Raw genomic sequence first — 17,439 nt, 5'->3', positions numbered from 1 at the left:
CAGTGCCATTTTCCAGTACCTTTTCCTTGTCAACTGTTATTTTCAAATTTTTTGCAGGAAGGAAATCCGCCAGCTGGTCAGAGGGAACCCGACGAAGCTCACTTGCGGCTAACTGACCGGACCAAAGCACACCGTCGCCCGTAGGTACGGCTTTTGTCTTAATATCTTCATTCCCTACAAAATCCATCACTTCTTTCAATTCAATATGCTGACCGTTAAAAAGATCATGGATATACAATACATCCCTGACTCCTGACATATATTGGTCGTGGGTCAGTGAAAATGGCAGCGGCTTGGATTCATATGCGGTTCTGTCCATTTGTTCTATATACCAGTCTGCAGCCAGATAACTCAGATTCACCACGCGGATATCCGTACCAACTCCTTCCACCTCCTGAGCATACCACAAAGGGAAAGTGTCATTATCGCCATTAGTAAAAATAATGGAGTTCGGCTCGCAGGATGCCAGGTAATTAAAAGCAAAATCACGGGCGGTATATCTTCCGGAACGATCATGGTCATCCCAGTTTTCTTTAGCCATGATCCCAGGAACCAACAATAACAGTACTGCTGTGACAGCTATAGCCAACCCTTTATTCCTCATCTTTTCAGGGATCGTATCGATAATAGCCATTACACCCAACCCGATCCATATCGCAAAAGCATAAAATGACCCGGCATAAGCATAATCCCGCTCACGGGGCTGCAAAGGTGTTTGATTCAAATAAACAACGATAGCGATCCCCGTCATGATGAAAAGCATCATGACTACCCAGAAATCAGGCCGTTTACGCTGGAATTGAAATGCCAAACCTATAATCCCTAATATCAAGGGAAGGAAATAGTACGCGTTTCTTCCCCTGTTTTGAAGGCTTTCCGGCAAATCCTGAGGACCGAGCCGTGACTCATCTAACGGGGTAATCCCGGATATCCAGTTACCATGAATGGGATTCCCATGTCCCTGAATATCGTTTTGGCGGCCTACAAAATTCCAGAAAAAATACCGGAAGTACATATGTCCCAACTGGTATGAGAAAAAGAAACGCAAATTCTGACCGAATGTAGGAATCTTATCAGGCGCCTGGTTCTGCGGAATCTTCGCCCATTGTTTATACACATTGATATGCGATGATTCACGGCTGTACATACGTGGGAAAAGAGTAGTGGAACCGTCTTTGTATATATAATCCGTCTTTTTACCGATTTCTACATATTGATTTCCTTTTTTGGCATACAAAGTTTTTCCTTCTTTGTAATCCACAGGCTGTGAATTGTAGTAAGGTCCTACAAACAAAGGCCTGTCACCATACTGTTCCCTGTTAAGGTAATACTGAAGGTTAAAAAGATTTTGTGGATTGTTCTGATCCATAGGTGGCTCTGCAGCCGAACGAATGATCAATGCTGCATACGAACCATAACCGATAATGATCACAGTCACAAAAAGTAACGCGCTGTTCAGGATTACTTTCTTCTTCTTGAGGGAATAATACAGTCCGTAAATGATCCCGCCAACAAGCAGAACAGCATATATGTAAATACCTGTATTCATCGGTAAGCCCATGGATTTTACGAACAGTAATTCGAACCATACAGCCAGTTGTACCACACCAGGAACAATTCCATAAAGGATGAATAACAGGACGGCAGCTGAAATCAGTAATGCAATAATGGTTCCCTTGGTGGTTACCGTATATTTCCGGTGGTAATATACCAGCCCTATAGCTGGAATAGCTAACAGGTTCAACAAGTGCACCCCTATGGATAACCCCATGAGATAAGCAATGAGTATCAGCCAACGGGTAGCATATTTTTGGTCGGCTTCATCTTCCCAACGCAGAATGGCCCAAAATACCAAAGCTGTAAATAAAGAAGAGAAAGCATATACTTCACCTTCAACAGCAGAGAACCAGAAGGTATCCGAAAAAGTATAGGCCAAAGCACCTACAATCCCGGCTCCAAGGACGGAAATGGTTTGTACCGGAGTAAAATTCTGTACCGGGGTACTAATGATCTTTTTCCCTAAATGGGTGATGGTCCAGAATAAAAGGAGGATGGTAAAAGAACTGCAAAGAGCGGAAAAAATATTCACCATTTTTGCTACCAACTCGACATTACTTCCGGCAAATAAAGTAAAGATATGTGCTATAAGCATGAAAAACGGAGCTCCGGGAGGATGACCCACTTCAAGTTTGTATGCTGTAGAAATAAATTCGCCACAATCCCAAAAACTGGCAGTTGGCTCAATGGTAAGTAAATAAACAACGGATGCGATGACGAAAACGATCCATCCGGTGATACGGTTCATCTTTTTAAAATCCATCAGTTCAATTCTATTTGGAAATAATGATTTAAGCGGCAAAGATAAGAGATTTTTATTCTCACGAATGATAAAAAATCTTAAACAGGGGATATTATTTTAATATTCAATAATTTGAGATATTTTAAAATTCTACCATGAAAAGGTTAACTCATGATCATGCAATCGGTTGCGTAATATTTTATATTTCTTCCGTTCTATTTGTTTTTCTTTGTTCAAATTTCAAAATTCCAAATAATGAAAGCAACTGTCCTGACATTCATCCATGTATTGTTATTTACTTTTATCCTGAATGTAAATGCAGCCCCAAAATGCTCAGTTATTCCTGAAAATTTACAATGTGAATATCTGGCTCATCCTTCGGGACTCGATGTGCCATTTCCCCGTTTCAGCTGGACTCTTCAGGCAAGCAATGAAAACAGCTTCGGACAACGTCAGACCGCATACCGGATATTGGTCAGCCAGACAGAAAAAAAAATAAATAAGGGGGTCGGGGATATGTGGGACTCCGGGTGGATCGGCTCCGACCTGATGCAACTTATTGAATATGGAGGAAAACCATTACACTCCGACAGGGATTATTACTGGAAAGTTTGCGTAAAAGATGAGTCCGGCAACGAATCAAAATGGAGTGAAACAGCGCACTGGAGTACCGGCTTATTTGCATCGACCGACTGGAAAGCCAAATGGATCGGCACCAGCGATATTTTTGATCCATCAAAGCCTGAATGCAACCTTGTTGATCCGTGGTTCCGTAAAACCATCCAATTGAATAAAAAACCGGTACGTGCTACTATGTTCATTGCATCGGTAGGCTATCACGAACTGTATGTGAATGGTAAAAAAATAGGTGATCACGTGCTTGCTCCGGCAGTTAGCGATCATACAACACGTGCACGTTACATCGCTTATGACATAGCAAAAGAACTGAAACCTGGGAAAAATGTAATTGCCCTTTGGCTCGGAACATCCTGGGCCATATTCGACCCGTATAAAACAAGCGATAAACCACGTTCAGCGATCGTAATAGCGCAGGCTGATGTGTATTATGATAAAGAAATATCAGCAGATTCAAAACCTGCAGAAAGAATTATTACGGATGAAACATGGAAAACACACCCCAGTCCTAATAAACTTTTGGGTAAATGGGGAATGGGCACCATGGGTGGGGAGTTGTATGATGCCAACAAAGAAATTCCCGACTGGAACCAACCGACCTTCAATGATAGTGACTGGACTACCGCCACAGTATTTTCTCCCCGGTTAAAACTTTCCGCACAAAACGCACAAGTGAACAAAAAATTTGAAGAAATAACGCCTGTCAGTATTGAAGAACGCCCTGACGGCTCTTACCGGGTCGATATGGGCGTTAATTTTGCAGGCTGGACGAACATTAAAGTAACCGGAAATCCGGGAGACCGGGTTGATTTTCTCTTTTCCGAGCGGGAACAACATGAAATGACTTTCAGGAATTACAGCGCCTATATTATAGGCCCTTCGGGTAAGGGAACATTCAATAACCGCTTCAACTATAGTTCGGGAAGATGGATCACTATAAAAGGATTAAAAGAAAAGCCTCAATTGTCCGATATAAAAGGTTGGCTGGTCCGTACTGATTATCCGTCAGCCACTGATTTTAAATGCTCCAACGACCTTCAAAACTGGATGTATGACCGCATCCGCTGGACTTTTGAAAATTTATCCATCGGTGGCTATATAGTCGACTGTCCGCAAAGGGAACGGTTAGGTTACGGAGGCGATGCACATGCTACTTCGGAAACGGGATTGTTCAATTACAGTCTCGGATCTTTCTATACCAAGTGGATGCAGGACTGGCGTGATGTGCAGGGTTGGGAAACCAACATGGGACCAAGAGTAGGCGGAGGTGTATTGCCCCATACCGCACCCACCAACAATGGTGGTGGTGGTCCTTCCTGGGGTGGTATTGTCGTCACATTGCCATGGTTCATATATCAGCATGAAGGAGATACACGCATTCTAAGGGAAAATTTTGAACTGATCGTGAAATGGATGGATTTTCTTAAGGGCCATACAAAGAATGACATCCTGGTACGCTGGGGCGGCAATTGGGATTACCTGGCCGATTGGCTGTGGCCGGGAGCTACGGCTGAGGGAATGAACAACAACAAACCACAGGCCGAGTGCTTCAACAGTTGTTACTACGTGTTCAATCTCTCTACTGCGGCAAATATAGCCCGGGTATTGGGTGAAAATGAAAAGGCTGCGGAATGGGATCAACGGGCAGAAGCGGTAAGGAAAGCGGTACATGTCAAATACTATAACGCGGATGATTTCAGCTATTCTGACCGGTCGATGGGCAATCTGGCGGTAGCATTGCTCGCAAACATCCCTCCTGCCGGACTAAAAGACAAGGTGATGGAACGCCTTGAAAAAGAAATACTGGTCAATTGTAAAGGACACATTAATGTAGGGATCACCGGCGGAGCCATGCTTTTCAAATTATTGCGCGAACTTGGCCGTGACGACCTTATTTATTCCATGACTTCACAGACAACTTATCCGAGTTGGGGATTTATGAGGGAAAATGACGCCACCACCATCTGGGAAATGTGGGAAAAAGACCTTCCGGGACATTCCCTGTTACATAGTTCTTACCTCTATCCGGGAGCATGGTATATTGACGGAGTAGCCGGTATCAGGAGGAATCCGGATTATCCGGGATTCCGTAAGTTTATCATACGTCCTCCTATGATTGATGAATCAAATATCTCATGGGCAAACGCCTCTTACAACTCTCCGGTAGGTAAAATCACCACTGACTGGAAACGGGAAAACGGACGTTTATCTTTAAAAGTCAAAGTCCCGCCAAATAGCTCGGCTTTGGTGTATTTCCCTGCAAAAGGAGTGGAGAAAAGCGGCCATGCAAAAAAAATAGAGGAAAAAGACGGCTATGTAATTTATGAAGTCCCTGCAGGAAAATATGAATTTAATCATGAATAAGTTGACGCAAAAAGAAAAACCGTATATTTGCGATACAATATTATCTGGATATTTTTATGAAAACGATAGGAATTGCTAATGATCATGCCGGTTATCAGCTAAAATTAAAATTAATAGATTACTTACAACAAAAGGGCTACACCGTCAATGATCTTGGTTCGAAAAGTCCTGATCCGGTTGATTATCCCGATTTCGCACATCCCCTGGCGAATGCTGTGGAACAAGGTTCCTGCGAACTGGGAATTTCTATTTGTGGAACCGGAAACGGGATCAATATGACAGTGAACAAACACAAGGGAATACGTGGAGCACTTTGCTGGAATGCAGAAATAAGCCGTCTGGCCCGGGCGCACAATGATGCCAATATCTGTTCGATACCGGCCAGGTTCATTTCAGAGGAAATGGTCTATACGATTGTGGATGAATTTTTAAATACTTCATTCGATGGAGGAAGACATTTACAGAGAATAAAAAAAATTGCAGAAAAGTAGTATTACTTGTTGTCAAATAAAGTATCTTTGAAAATCTTAAAAATTACATCCTGCTTCAGCCAAAGAGAAAAACCTTAAATAATGTTAAAATAAATATTAATCCTTGTTTTTTTTTGCAATCTTTGTGTCGATTTGCATTACATGTCTGTCTATAATATTACAATAAATATTTCGTTCAAAAACAACAAATCAATATGAAAAACAAAGTATCAAGAAGGACCTTTATTGGGACATCGGCAACAGCAGCTGCTGCTTTTACCGTGATACCCAATCATGCGATGGGAAGTGTTTTAGGGCATCAAGCTCCGAGTGACAAATTGAATGTCGCAGTTGTTGGTGCAGGAGGCATGGGTAATGCGAATCTGAAGAGAGTGAAACCTACTGAGAATATCGTTGCTCTTTGTGATGTCGACTGGAAATACACTGATAAAGTATTTAAAGAAAACCCCGGTGCGAAAAAATATTGGGACTGGCGTAAGATGTATGACGAAATGGGTAAATCCATTGACGCAGTAATCGTTGCAACAGCAGATCACACACATGCGATCATAGCTGCTACAGCTATGACCATGGGTAAACATGTTTATGTACAGAAACCCCTGACCCATTCTGTATATGAGTCACGTTTACTAACCAAACTGGCAGAAAAGTATAAAGTGGCTACTTCTATGGGTAACCAGGGTAGTTCCGCAGAAGGTGTAGACTTAGTTTGCGAGTGGATCCAGAATGGAGAAATCGGAGAGGTAAAGAAGGTAGATACATTTACCGACCGTCCTATCTGGCCTCAGGGCTTGAACACTCCAAAAAATGGTATGTGGGTTCCTGATACCCTGAATTGGGATCTGTTTACCGGTCCTGCAAAAATGCGTCCTTACCATGAAATTTATCATCCCTGGAACTGGCGCGGATGGTGGGAGTATGGAACAGGTGCACTTGGAGATATGGCCTGCCACATCATGCATCCGATATTTAAAGGCTTAAAATTGGGTTATCCCACAAAGGTACAGGGTAGTTCGACTTTATTGTTAACTGATTGCGCTCCTACTGCACAGGCAGTTAAATTTACATTCCCTGCACGTGCCAACATGAATACCAAAAAGGTGAAATATCCTGAAGTAGAGGTATGCTGGTATGATGGTGGAATCAAGCCGATGATGCCTAACGGATGGCCAGAAGGTAAAAATATGAATGACTCTGGTGGTGCCGCTATCTTTTATGGTACCAAAGATACGTTGATCTGCGGTTGTTATGGTGTTAGGCCTTGGCTGTTATCAGGTCGTACTCCTAATGCACCCAAGACAGAACGTCGTGTGGAAAAAGCGATGGAGGGCGGACATGAAATGGATTGGGTACGTGCATGTAAGGAAAATCCGGCAACCCGTATCGAAACTAAATCACCATTTAAAGAAGCAGGCCCATTCAACGAAATGGTAGTAATGGGTGTATTGGGTGTTCGCTTACAGGCTTTGAACAAAGAACTGTTATGGGATGGTCCTAATATGAAATTCACCAATATCGGCGATAGCGATAAATTCAATATGGTATTGTCGGATGATTTCAAAATCGTAGATGGTCATCCTTCATTCAATAAGCCAAGTATTTCTATTGACGCAAAACCATTTGCAGAAGATCTGATCAAGCATACCTACAGGGATGGTTGGTCATTACCTGCCATGCCGTAATTTTAATGAATAATAGTACAAATCCGCATGCTTTAAACCCATGCGGATTTACTTGTTTAATAATCACTTAACCGAATAATAACCAAATCATATGAAAGTAAAAAGTATCAACATGGGTGTTGGCGCATTGATGATTTTGTTTGCGCTCTCATCCTGTGGCGGTGGCTCCTCTAAAGGCACTCCTGCTGAACCTTGGGAACCGGTAACAATTGTTACTAAAGAAGTAGTAGTTCCCGAAAAAGATGGTGTTCCTGAATATACCATTCTGGAAAAAACCCAATATGACCTGAAAAAGTTCGCCATGGATAAGGACGGATATTATGTCCTTTTTGACGGAAAAACTTTTAACGGATGGAGAGGTTACAACAAAGATAAAGTTCCCGGAAGATGGGTGATTGACGAAGGTGCCATTAAATTTAACGGTACCGGTGGTGGTGAAGCCCAGGAAAAAGACGGTGGCGATATCATTTTCGGACATAAATTCAAAAACTTTGAATTGTCTATTGATTGGAAAGTTGCCAAGGGTGCTAATTCCGGTATCTTCTATCTGGCCCAGGAAATCAAAGGACAACCAATCTATATCTCTTCTCCCGAAAGCCAGGTATTGGATAATGTAAACCATGTAGATGCCAAAATGGGAAAAGATGGCAACCGTATGTCCACCTCGCTGTATGATATGATCCCTGCAAAACCCCAAAATTCAAAACCATTTGGAGAATGGAACAATACCACCATTACTGTATTCAAGGGCACTGTTCTTCATGCACAGAACGGTGAAAATGTAGTAGAATACCATTTATGGACACCCCAATGGACTGAAATGCTTCAAGCCAGCAAATTCAGTCAGGAAAAATGGCCTCTGGCTTTTGAATTGCTGAACAATTGCGGCGGACCGAACCGCGAAGGCTATATTGGTCTTCAGGATCATGGTGACGACGTATGGTTCCGCAATATTCGCCTGAAAATTTTAGATTAATAATTATCTTAACTCACAGCTTGCAAAGCCGTTCTTTTTTAGGACGGCTTTTTTATTTTCCGTAGCCTGGAAAAAGGCATCCTTTTTGCACACATGTATCACTGTTGGTTTTACGGTACTAAAAATGTAATAAAATCTTTTATGTATCGTTTTTATTTTAATTTTACGGAAACAATCCACTGAGATGATTGCACACATTCGAAAATGCCGTTATTTCTTTGTTGTATCTCTGTTTTGTTCTTTATTAGGAATGAAGCTTCAGGCACAGGAATTAAAAGGCCGGATCACCGATATCAACGGCAATCCGGTTGAAGCGGCATCGCTATATATCAAGGAGTTAAAACAGGGCACCTCGGCCAATGACAACGGATCTTATGAATTGAAAATGCCGGAAGGTACATATACCTGTATTTTTCAATGCCTGGGTTATGAAACCCAGACACATTCAGTAATTATCGGAAAAAGCACAGTTGAACTTGATATCTTCCTAAAGGAAAAAGCCTATGAAATTGCAGAAGTTATCATTTCCAATAAGAACGAAGATCCTGCTTATGACATTATGCGCCGGGCCATTGCCATGGCTCCTTATTATCTGAATCAGGTCTCGGAATATAAAGCAGAAGTATACCTGAAAGGGTCCCTGCAAGTCGATAAAATTTCAGGATTGGTCAAGAGGCTTGCAGGAGATCAGTTAAAAGAGATCAAAGAAGGGAATACCTATCTGGAAGAAACTTATAATGAGATCGAATTTACTGCACCAAACAAATACAGGCAAAAAGTATTGAAAAAGACAGGAAATATTCCCAATCAGGATGAAAATTCCGGGAGTATCATGGAATTGGTCACTGTCAGTGTGTATGATCCGAAAGCTATTCTTCCCAACATTTCTCCGTTATCATCCAGTGCTTTTACTCACTACAAATTCCGTTATGAGGGGTTTATAGAGGAAGATAACCGGATCATCAACAGAATAAAAATTATTCCCAGACACAAAGGAAAACAGGTGATCTCAGGTTATATTTATATTGCCGATAGCTACTGGAATGTATACAGGGTAGATGTGACCGGACAATTTCCCATTGGTGGTGACTACCGTGTACAGATTTATTTCAATGAAGTCAATGATAACATTTGGTTGCCGGTTACCCACAGAATCGATTTTAACGGGTCGATATTAGGAAATAAGGGTGTATTCAGATACAACTCTTCGGTAAAGTACCACCATGTTGAAGAGAGTACCTCTATAAAAAAACCCGATGTGTTGTTACAGGCGGAACAACAACGGAAAGCCGTGCAAAATAGCGATGCTTACCTCGCAGAAGCGGAAATCACCAATAAGGCAGCCGGTAAGGTGAATAAAGAAATAAGGGAAATACTGGAAAAAGATGACCTATCCAACAGGGAAGCATATAAGTTAGCCCGTTTGATGCAAAAAGAAACGGGTACCAAAGAGAAAAAGAAAGAATCCCTGAACCTGAGCGAAACATATTATGATGACTATAAAGTGGAAATGGATAGTGCCGCGAATAAACGGGATACAGTGCCCTGGGATATGATACGTCCGGTTCCGCTGATGCCCAATGAATTGAAGAGTTATCAGGAGAAAGCCACTCTGAAGATCCCTTTATCAAACGATACGCTTGCCCGGAAAAACAAACCGGCGAAAAATATTTTCCAAACCGGAGGGAAAATATTATGGGGTACGGATATCCATCTGGGAAAAGCAGGAACGCTGGGTTACCGGGGATTAAGATCGTCAAAACTGGGATTCAACACGGTGGATGGTTTTTATATCGGACTACGGCTTCCTTATTATAAGGATTTTGGGAAATCTCCGATGGAGAACCGGTTATCTATTACCCCTGAAGTGATCTGGGCGATCAACCGGAAAAAAGTAATGTGGGAGGTTAAATCCGATCTGAGCTATGCTCCGTTAAGAAGAGGGAATCTGTCGGTAATTGTCGGGCACAAATCAACGGACTTTAATGGTTTGCTGGGAATGCTTCCACTTAAGAATACCATATCGTCACTGTTTTTCCGCCGTAATTATATGAAATTATATGACCAGGAATTCGCACATGTGAATAACCGGATCGATATTGCCAATGGATTACAGCTGGATATGACCCTACTGTATTCAAAAAGAAGGATGCTGGAGAACCACAGCGATTATTCGTTCTTCTATCAAGATTCAAGGGAGTATACTTCCAATGAACCGAAAAATAATGAATTGACACTACCATTGACCCATCACACAAATACTTCTTTTAATCTACACGTCAATTATACGCCACGTTTCTTCTACCGGATTGACCGGGCCAACCGGAAAAGGATGGTACGTTCTGATTTCCCTACATTTTATGCAGGCTGGCGCAAAGGCTTAAAAGATGTATTGAATAGTGACAGCGATTTCGACCTGTTGTATGGCGGAATCGCTCAAACTATTGAGACAGGGATCATGCAGCATTTTAAGTATGTAGTCGGAGCCGGAACATTTGTCAACAGAAAGAATATTTATTTCCCAGACTATGTTCATTTCCGGACAGCTGAGATACCGATCGTTATTAATCAGATCGGCGACAAAACATTCAACCTGTTGGAGTATTATCGTTTTAGTACATCTGATAAATACCTTGAAGCCCATGCTTATTTTTCCACACCATACCTGATGCTGAAATACCTGCCTTTTTTCAGGGACCGTTTATGGTCCGAAGGGCTTCAGGTCAATTACCTGTATACTCCGGAAATAAAGAACTATATGGAAATCGGATATACGATCGGACTGATCTGGCATGTCGGCTTTTTTGTCGGCTTTGAAAATTTCGAATACCGTAGCATGGGGGTAAGGCTTACTTTGCCGATAGGACTTTTCAATTAAGACCATTTGTGGAATATTGAAGTTTGATTTCTGCTCCTTTTCTGCTAATTTTGTAACAATTATGTTTCTTAAACGTAAAAATAATAGGGTTAAACAGAACTTGAAATGTCATGAACATTACTGTTCATCAACCGTAATGAATATCTATGGTGTATTGAGCTCCGCTGAGCCGTTACTTTCGGTGAACCCTTTGGATTTCGGGGTTCATCTGAACTTAAAATCATGGAGCGAACTCAGCAGAATTGACCTCACGAGTAACATAGCGTAATAAATTATAAACAAATGAAAATGAAGTTAAAAAATATCATTATAGTAGCACTGGCTGTCATACTATTGCCTACCTGTAAAAAAGACGATGATGAAGTTGAATATACGCCTATCGATATGGTAGGTGATGTCGTATGGGCAACCAGTTATTATTCTGTTATTTTCCGTGAGGCAGAAGATGCCTGGGCATTGGTGGATAAAAACAACTATTCAACGGATCCGATTACAGAAGAAAACGAATCAAGGAAGAAAACCATCACATTTAAAGAGCCGTCGGAAGGGAAATTTGTGGTAGACATTGAATACAATGCATGGTCCCTGAATGATATGACACTGATGGGTACCATTACCATCGATCTGCCCGATAAAGAGGTCTATGGGCAAAGCGGCAGAACAGCCGTCATCAAACTAACCAACCGGTTTTCAGTTAACGGACAGATTGTTACAGGAAATATGCCCATTACATGCAGGTTTGTCACAGAAGGAGAAACACAGATCGACCGTTATGACTACAAGCTCAATACTGCATCCATTCATAGCCTTGAGGATGACAAAAAAGTAATCATCACCTGTGATGTAACCAATGGGAGTTATACCCGTATCGAAGGCGCGGAAACAAAAGCCGACCCTAAAGACGATGTCTGGTCTTTTACGGGAACCATGACCGGCATGCTACGGGATGACGCAAACTTTACCTATTCCAATACCGTATCGGGTACAGAAGGTGAGACCCTTCTTTTCAAGTCGACTTGTTATAAAGCCTTACAAGGGGTCTGTAAACTAACTGTCAAAGGTAAATCTGATATGCATTATACCTATGGTACCGAATGTGACTCGAAAATCCTGATTGAAACCATCCACTGAATAATCCCCGGTGATGCATGGCAGAACACAATGAAACCGGGAAAAAAGGAGAGGATATCGCTACTGTATATCTGACTGAAAATGGATATCGGATACTAGAACGCAACTGGAGGTATCAGCATCTGGAAATAGATATTATCGCCGCAAAAGGGAATGAACTGGTGATAGCAGAAGTAAAATGCCGTACGGGAAATCCTGTTGCTGAGCCGTATGTTTCCGTTACCCGCAGGAAACAACATCAATTGATTAAAGCTGCCGGCATGTACATCCAGGAAAATGAGATGGAGATGGAAGTCCGTTTTGATGTTATTTCAATCATCATAGGAAATCAGACCATAATAGAACATATCGAAAATGCCTTTTATCCCATTGCAGGAAAATAATGTACCGGATCCGGATTACCGGACGATCAGAAAACTTTGCTTACGAACATATCCTGTTTTCCTGTGGATGAGACGTAAAACATACATTCCCTGCTCCAACTGACTGATATCAACCTGATTTTGTGTAAGTGCAGACCGGTAACGCAGTTGTCCGGTAGCCCCGAATATTTCAACATTGTACTCTGAAATACTGATGGGTTGGTCCGATTCGAATTCAATCCGGACATAATATGAAGCCGGGTTAGGGTATACTATCAAACGACTGCTTTCCGGCCGTTTTTCAATAACAGGAGGGGATGAAGTAGAGAAGTCGGAACGTTTTCCTGCATAAGGACGTATCATTAACGTACCATCATTGGAGTCCTGTTGCCACACACCCGGACTGTTGTACCAAAGATTTCCCTTATCATTATAGTTCAGATCAAATCCTACATTTAAGAATCCCGTTGTAACCTGTTGCCAACCTATCCAGTAATACCTGTCTATATACACTGGTTTTTCAAGAGTATAAAGAACGTACTTTCCGGTTTCTTCAGGAGAATACTCTTCCGAAGACAGATAAACCTGTTCACCCGGCCGGCCTTTATCATCTCTCCATACAGCTATCCGGAAACGATATTTGCGTGTTATACTATCCTGTACAGGATTGAAATACATGGCTACGGCCTGTAGCGTATCGGGCATAAACATTTCATAACGGCAGGCAATGGCTGCCCCTTGTGCATTGATGCCTTCGTAACCATATCCACTTTCAGGAATACCGTCGTCCCGTGCAAAATAATTTTTAAAAACCTGTAAGAAACGAACGGTATCGTTTTCCTTGCGGTCGTATTCATCAGTTCGAAGATATCCCTTAATCTCAAATAAAGCAGAATCGGTAAAGGGTGTAATGAACGGATCAAGTACCTCTTCGGTATAGGTTATCACCTGTCCTTCACGGATATTTTCCGCACCGGCATTCCCGATAGGAGTCACTTGCGATGTATAGAGATCTGTGGATTCAAATACCCGGGTCACCAGATACCCGAGATGATGGTTGTTACGGTAAGTAATATCTATTTGTGATTCCAGAAGATAGGAAAATGCCACCGGATAATGGGTCCATGGGATTGCCTGATAGCCTTTAATCAGCGATTTCATGGGTGCGACCATTGCAACATCCAGCATGGTTGTATCATTGATATTTCTGTTTTTATCCAAACGGACATAATCGATATGCCACAGGTCTGCATTTCCTTTCTTCCCTTCATTAAATTTATCCTGATTCAGACTGACAATATTTACAAACCTGAATTGAAATCCTTTATATAGATAATCCGTACCTATAACCGGTATCAACACTTGTTTGAAAGGGTGATTTTTCGTTCCCGGTATCCGCCAGACGTTTTCCCATCTTTCAGAAGATGATTTGAACTGAAGAATCAGCGAATCTCCTTCTTCCGGGGCATCTCCAATACCTTGCGGCTGGTAAAAAAAACTCAGGTAAACATTGAGCATATCTGACCCGCCCAGATCGATCGGACCCGAAGTAAGGGTGTCGGCACGAAAACTGGTTCCCTTATTATTATATAATTGCCCGTTTTCATCCAATGCATCAAAAGTAGCCACTCCATTTGAACGGGGAAGTACCGGATAATTGTTGTTGATGAAAACTTTCCTGTCCATCCATAATGACGGATCGGGATAGTTGGATGTAGCATAATAGGAAAAATCGTCAATAAAAGGCAAACTAATAGTATCGACCTGTATATCGTTTTTCAATAAAGTACCCTTAGATGAACGGTTTTGTAAGATAGGGTTATGGTCAAGCCCTAATGTTACAGGAGCCTGTCCCTGTAAAAAAATACAATTTACTGAAATCAATATACCGAAGAGATATTTCTTCATCTGTTATTTCGTTTCTTCGCCATCTTCCTTTTCCACATAATTAGGGGACTTAGTCTCATCAACAGTTAACCATACATCAATGGAAGATCCTAATTGAAGAGTAGAGCCGACATCAGCTCTTGGTCTTTGCTGATAAATAAATGCCTTCAGAGAATCAGCACTTGTAAGTACCGATTCATCATATAAAATAACGCCGAAATTGAGATAATATTTTGTCAGGTAATCACGGGCATCTGACAAAGAAAACCCGTTAAGATTGGGAACTTCCGTTCTTTCATCACTCAATCCCCGGCCGAGGACCAAATCTATCTCGGAACCCTTGATGACTTCCGTTCCTTTTCTGATCTCTTTTCCTTTATAAGTCTGTTTTAAAACATTATTCTTGGCAATATCCGGAATATAGACGATCTCACCCACATTCAACCCCTGTAATTCGAGTATACTCTTTGCCTGCCTGAGTGATATCCCGACAACATCCGGCATCTTTACCTTTTCAGGAGTAATGGCATTGATGGTAAGAAAAACATTCCTGTTTTCCTTCACCTTAAATTTTGGTTCGGGATCCTGACCTACAACAGCACCAGGTTTGGCAGAGGTAATATATACGGAATCGACCAACTGTCCACGCATTTTATTCTCAGACAACACCTTTTGCGCTTCTTCCATAGTTAACCCTCTTAGTTCAGGAACAGCTAAAGCTTCTCCATGGTGTGTATAATGCCGTAAGATAACCAATACTCCAAAATAGACCATCAGGCAGATAATGAACAAAATCACCAGATTCCTGAATATATAATGATTTATTATTTTTCTTAGTACATTCATTATTTTCGATGATTTCTTAGATTCAGCCATAAAGCTATTTGGTTTTTATAGAAAGATAATTAAAACTTCCCGGATAATGGATATAATAAAAACACAAAAGTAATCATGATTTTTTTCAAAAACAAAGAACTACAAAACAAGACCCTATAGCACATAAACTCTTTATCATAAATGCTTTTAAATTTCATGACTGAGTAGGTCAAAACACGGGCTAAATAGGGTGATCAAAAATAACATTATCCTGTCCTGACCATTTTCAAAACCAATATTAATCGAAGAGTAGAGTGGTTCATTTAATTATTTTTTAATTAATTTTTATTTTCAATAATTAATTTCTATTTTCGTATCAGCACAGCACAGCACAGCATAGCTGTATGTTGCTTTATAATAAATCATTAATGGATTTAAAAGAATGAAAATTGAATTTAAAGCCGATAGCTCAAAAATTCAGCAGTTGATTGAGGCACTGATCATGTCCATCAGTGAAGAACAATATAAAACAGGTGATTTTCTTCCATCCATTAATCAGATCAGCAAAGAAAATTCCATTGCCCGTGATACGGTCTTCAAAGCTTACCAGGAGTTAAAAAGGCGGGGGATCATTGATTCTACGGCATCCAAGGGTTATTATGTGAAAGGAACGGTCAATAAAGTATTCATGCTGCTCGATACATTTTCACCTTTTAAGGATGTACTTTATAATTCGGTAGTGAGTAATCTACCAAAAAACTACACCATTGACCTCCTGTTCCACCACTATAACCTTCGTGTTTTCGATTCCGTTATTAACGACAGCTTAGGACGGTACAATATGTATGTGGTAATGAATTTCAATAACGACCGGATCAGTGACACATTGAAAAAGATCGATCCCGGAAAATTATTGATGCTGGATTGGGGAAAATATAAGGCAGAAAATTATGCTTATGTCTGCCAGGATTTTGATCAAGCCATGTACGACAGTCTGGAGTCGGGATGGTCGATGATCCGGAAATATAAAAAACTGGTGTTGTACTTTCCCGATTCCTCCTTTCATCCACGGAGCAGTATCAGGTATTTCAAACGTTTCTGTAAGGACCACGGGATACATTTTGACATAGTACAACGCGTAGAAGAAAATGAAGTGGAACCAGGTACGGCTTATTTGGTGATCTCACAAAAAGAACTGGTGGAAATGGTGCAGTATTGCAAAGATAAAAAATACAAATTGAGCAGGGATGTAGGATTGATCGGATACAACGATACTCCCGTATATGAAATCATTGATAAAGGCATTACCGTGATATCTACCGATTTTGCACAGATGGGGAAACGGACTGCTGATTTTATCAAGTCCAAACAAAAAATTCAGGAAATCGTCCCTACTCAATTGATTGTCCGGGGAACACTATAAAAATAATGGAGAACGTAGCGACAGCGGTCTCATGAACGTAGTGAATAATGGAGAATTAAAAATGGAAAATGAATGATGAATAAATCAAATAAGTACGAAAAGAAAATGAAAAGTATGCTGAAAAAAGTTTCCCATATCTATACTTTCTTACTTTATGAACATTCTTACTTTTTGACTTTCAAACTTTATAAACATTCAGACGTTCAAACTTATTAAAAAACATAATCTTAATCACCTAATAAAATCAGAAGTTATGAGTACAAAAAGGCTAAAAGGAATTGTTCCGAAGATTGGAATTCGTCCGACGATTGACGGACGGCAACGTGGAGTACGCGAGTCGCTTGAAGACCAGACCATGAATCTGGCCAGGAGTGTGGCAAAACTTATCGGTTCGGAATTACGTCACGGCGACGGATCACCGGTAGAATGTGTGATTGCCGACAGCACTATCGGCCGTGTAGCCGAAGCTGCGGCCTGCGCTGAAAAATTTGACC

At 41.2% G+C, this 17,439-nt stretch carries 12 protein-coding genes; 9 read left to right on the top strand and 3 right to left on the bottom strand.

Annotation, left to right across the window (positions count from 1 at the left end):
• On the bottom strand, positions 1-2,305 hold a 2,305-nt coding region (locus LBQ60_10780), incomplete at its 3' end, for a DUF2723 domain-containing protein (GenBank protein ID MDR2038395.1).
• A gap of 249 nt (positions 2,306-2,554) precedes the next feature.
• On the opposite strand from LBQ60_10780, the gene LBQ60_10775 reads away from it, so the two are divergent.
• From LBQ60_10775 to LBQ60_10745, 7 genes are all read left to right on the top strand, one after another.
• Positions 2,555-5,299: a glycoside hydrolase family 78 protein gene (locus LBQ60_10775; GenBank protein MDR2038394.1), complete on the top strand. Its 2,745-nt coding sequence runs from the start codon at positions 2,555-2,557 to the stop codon at positions 5,297-5,299.
• 56 nt (positions 5,300-5,355) lie between these two features.
• Positions 5,356-5,790, top strand: coding sequence for a ribose 5-phosphate isomerase B (rpiB, locus tag LBQ60_10770; GenBank protein ID MDR2038393.1), 435 nt, complete (start codon positions 5,356-5,358; stop codon positions 5,788-5,790).
• 194 nt (positions 5,791-5,984) lie between these two features.
• Positions 5,985-7,472 (top strand): Gfo/Idh/MocA family oxidoreductase, encoded by a 1,488-nt coding sequence (locus LBQ60_10765; protein MDR2038392.1) that lies wholly within the window; start codon positions 5,985-5,987, stop codon positions 7,470-7,472.
• 91 nt (positions 7,473-7,563) lie between these two features.
• A complete protein-coding gene (locus LBQ60_10760) occupies positions 7,564-8,448 on the top strand; it encodes a DUF1080 domain-containing protein (GenBank protein ID MDR2038391.1) in 885 nt (294 codons plus the stop codon).
• Positions 8,449-8,632: 184 nt separating this feature from the next.
• Entirely contained in the window at positions 8,633-11,326 is a 2,694-nt protein-coding gene (locus LBQ60_10755; GenBank protein ID MDR2038390.1) for a DUF5686 and carboxypeptidase regulatory-like domain-containing protein, read from the top strand.
• Positions 11,327-11,614: 288 nt separating this feature from the next.
• Positions 11,615-12,457, top strand: a complete 843-nt coding sequence (locus LBQ60_10750) for a hypothetical protein (GenBank protein ID MDR2038389.1) — start codon at positions 11,615-11,617, stop codon at positions 12,455-12,457.
• A 17-nt stretch (positions 12,458-12,474) separates the two neighbouring features.
• The gene (locus LBQ60_10745) at positions 12,475-12,840 is read left to right on the top strand and encodes a YraN family protein (GenBank protein ID MDR2038388.1); all 366 of its coding nucleotides are present in this window, start codon (positions 12,475-12,477) and stop codon (positions 12,838-12,840) included.
• A 15-nt stretch (positions 12,841-12,855) separates the two neighbouring features.
• Here LBQ60_10745 and LBQ60_10740 read toward each other — a convergent pair whose 3' ends face one another.
• Entirely contained in the window at positions 12,856-14,727 is a 1,872-nt protein-coding gene (locus LBQ60_10740; protein MDR2038387.1) for a T9SS type A sorting domain-containing protein, read from the bottom strand.
• 3 nt (positions 14,728-14,730) lie between these two features.
• A complete protein-coding gene (locus tag LBQ60_10735) occupies positions 14,731-15,552 on the bottom strand; it encodes a PASTA domain-containing protein (protein MDR2038386.1) in 822 nt (273 codons plus the stop codon).
• 412 nt (positions 15,553-15,964) lie between these two features.
• Here LBQ60_10735 and LBQ60_10730 point away from each other — a divergent pair, with 412 nt between their 5' ends.
• Together LBQ60_10730 and fucI are read left to right on the top strand one after the other, a co-directional pair.
• Positions 15,965-16,945, top strand: a complete 981-nt coding sequence (locus LBQ60_10730) for a GntR family transcriptional regulator (GenBank protein ID MDR2038385.1) — start codon at positions 15,965-15,967, stop codon at positions 16,943-16,945.
• Between the two features lie 253 nt (positions 16,946-17,198).
• Positions 17,199-17,439: L-fucose isomerase (gene fucI / locus LBQ60_10725; protein ID MDR2038384.1), on the top strand; the 241-nt coding region annotated here is incomplete at its 3' end.

The sequence above is a fragment of the Bacteroidales bacterium genome (assembly GCA_031275285.1).
In the GTDB taxonomy this organism is placed as follows: domain Bacteria; phylum Bacteroidota; class Bacteroidia; order Bacteroidales; family UBA4181; genus JAIRLS01.
The sequence above is the reverse complement of the archived record's forward strand: the minus strand, read 5'-3'. Positions and strand labels throughout refer to the sequence as shown.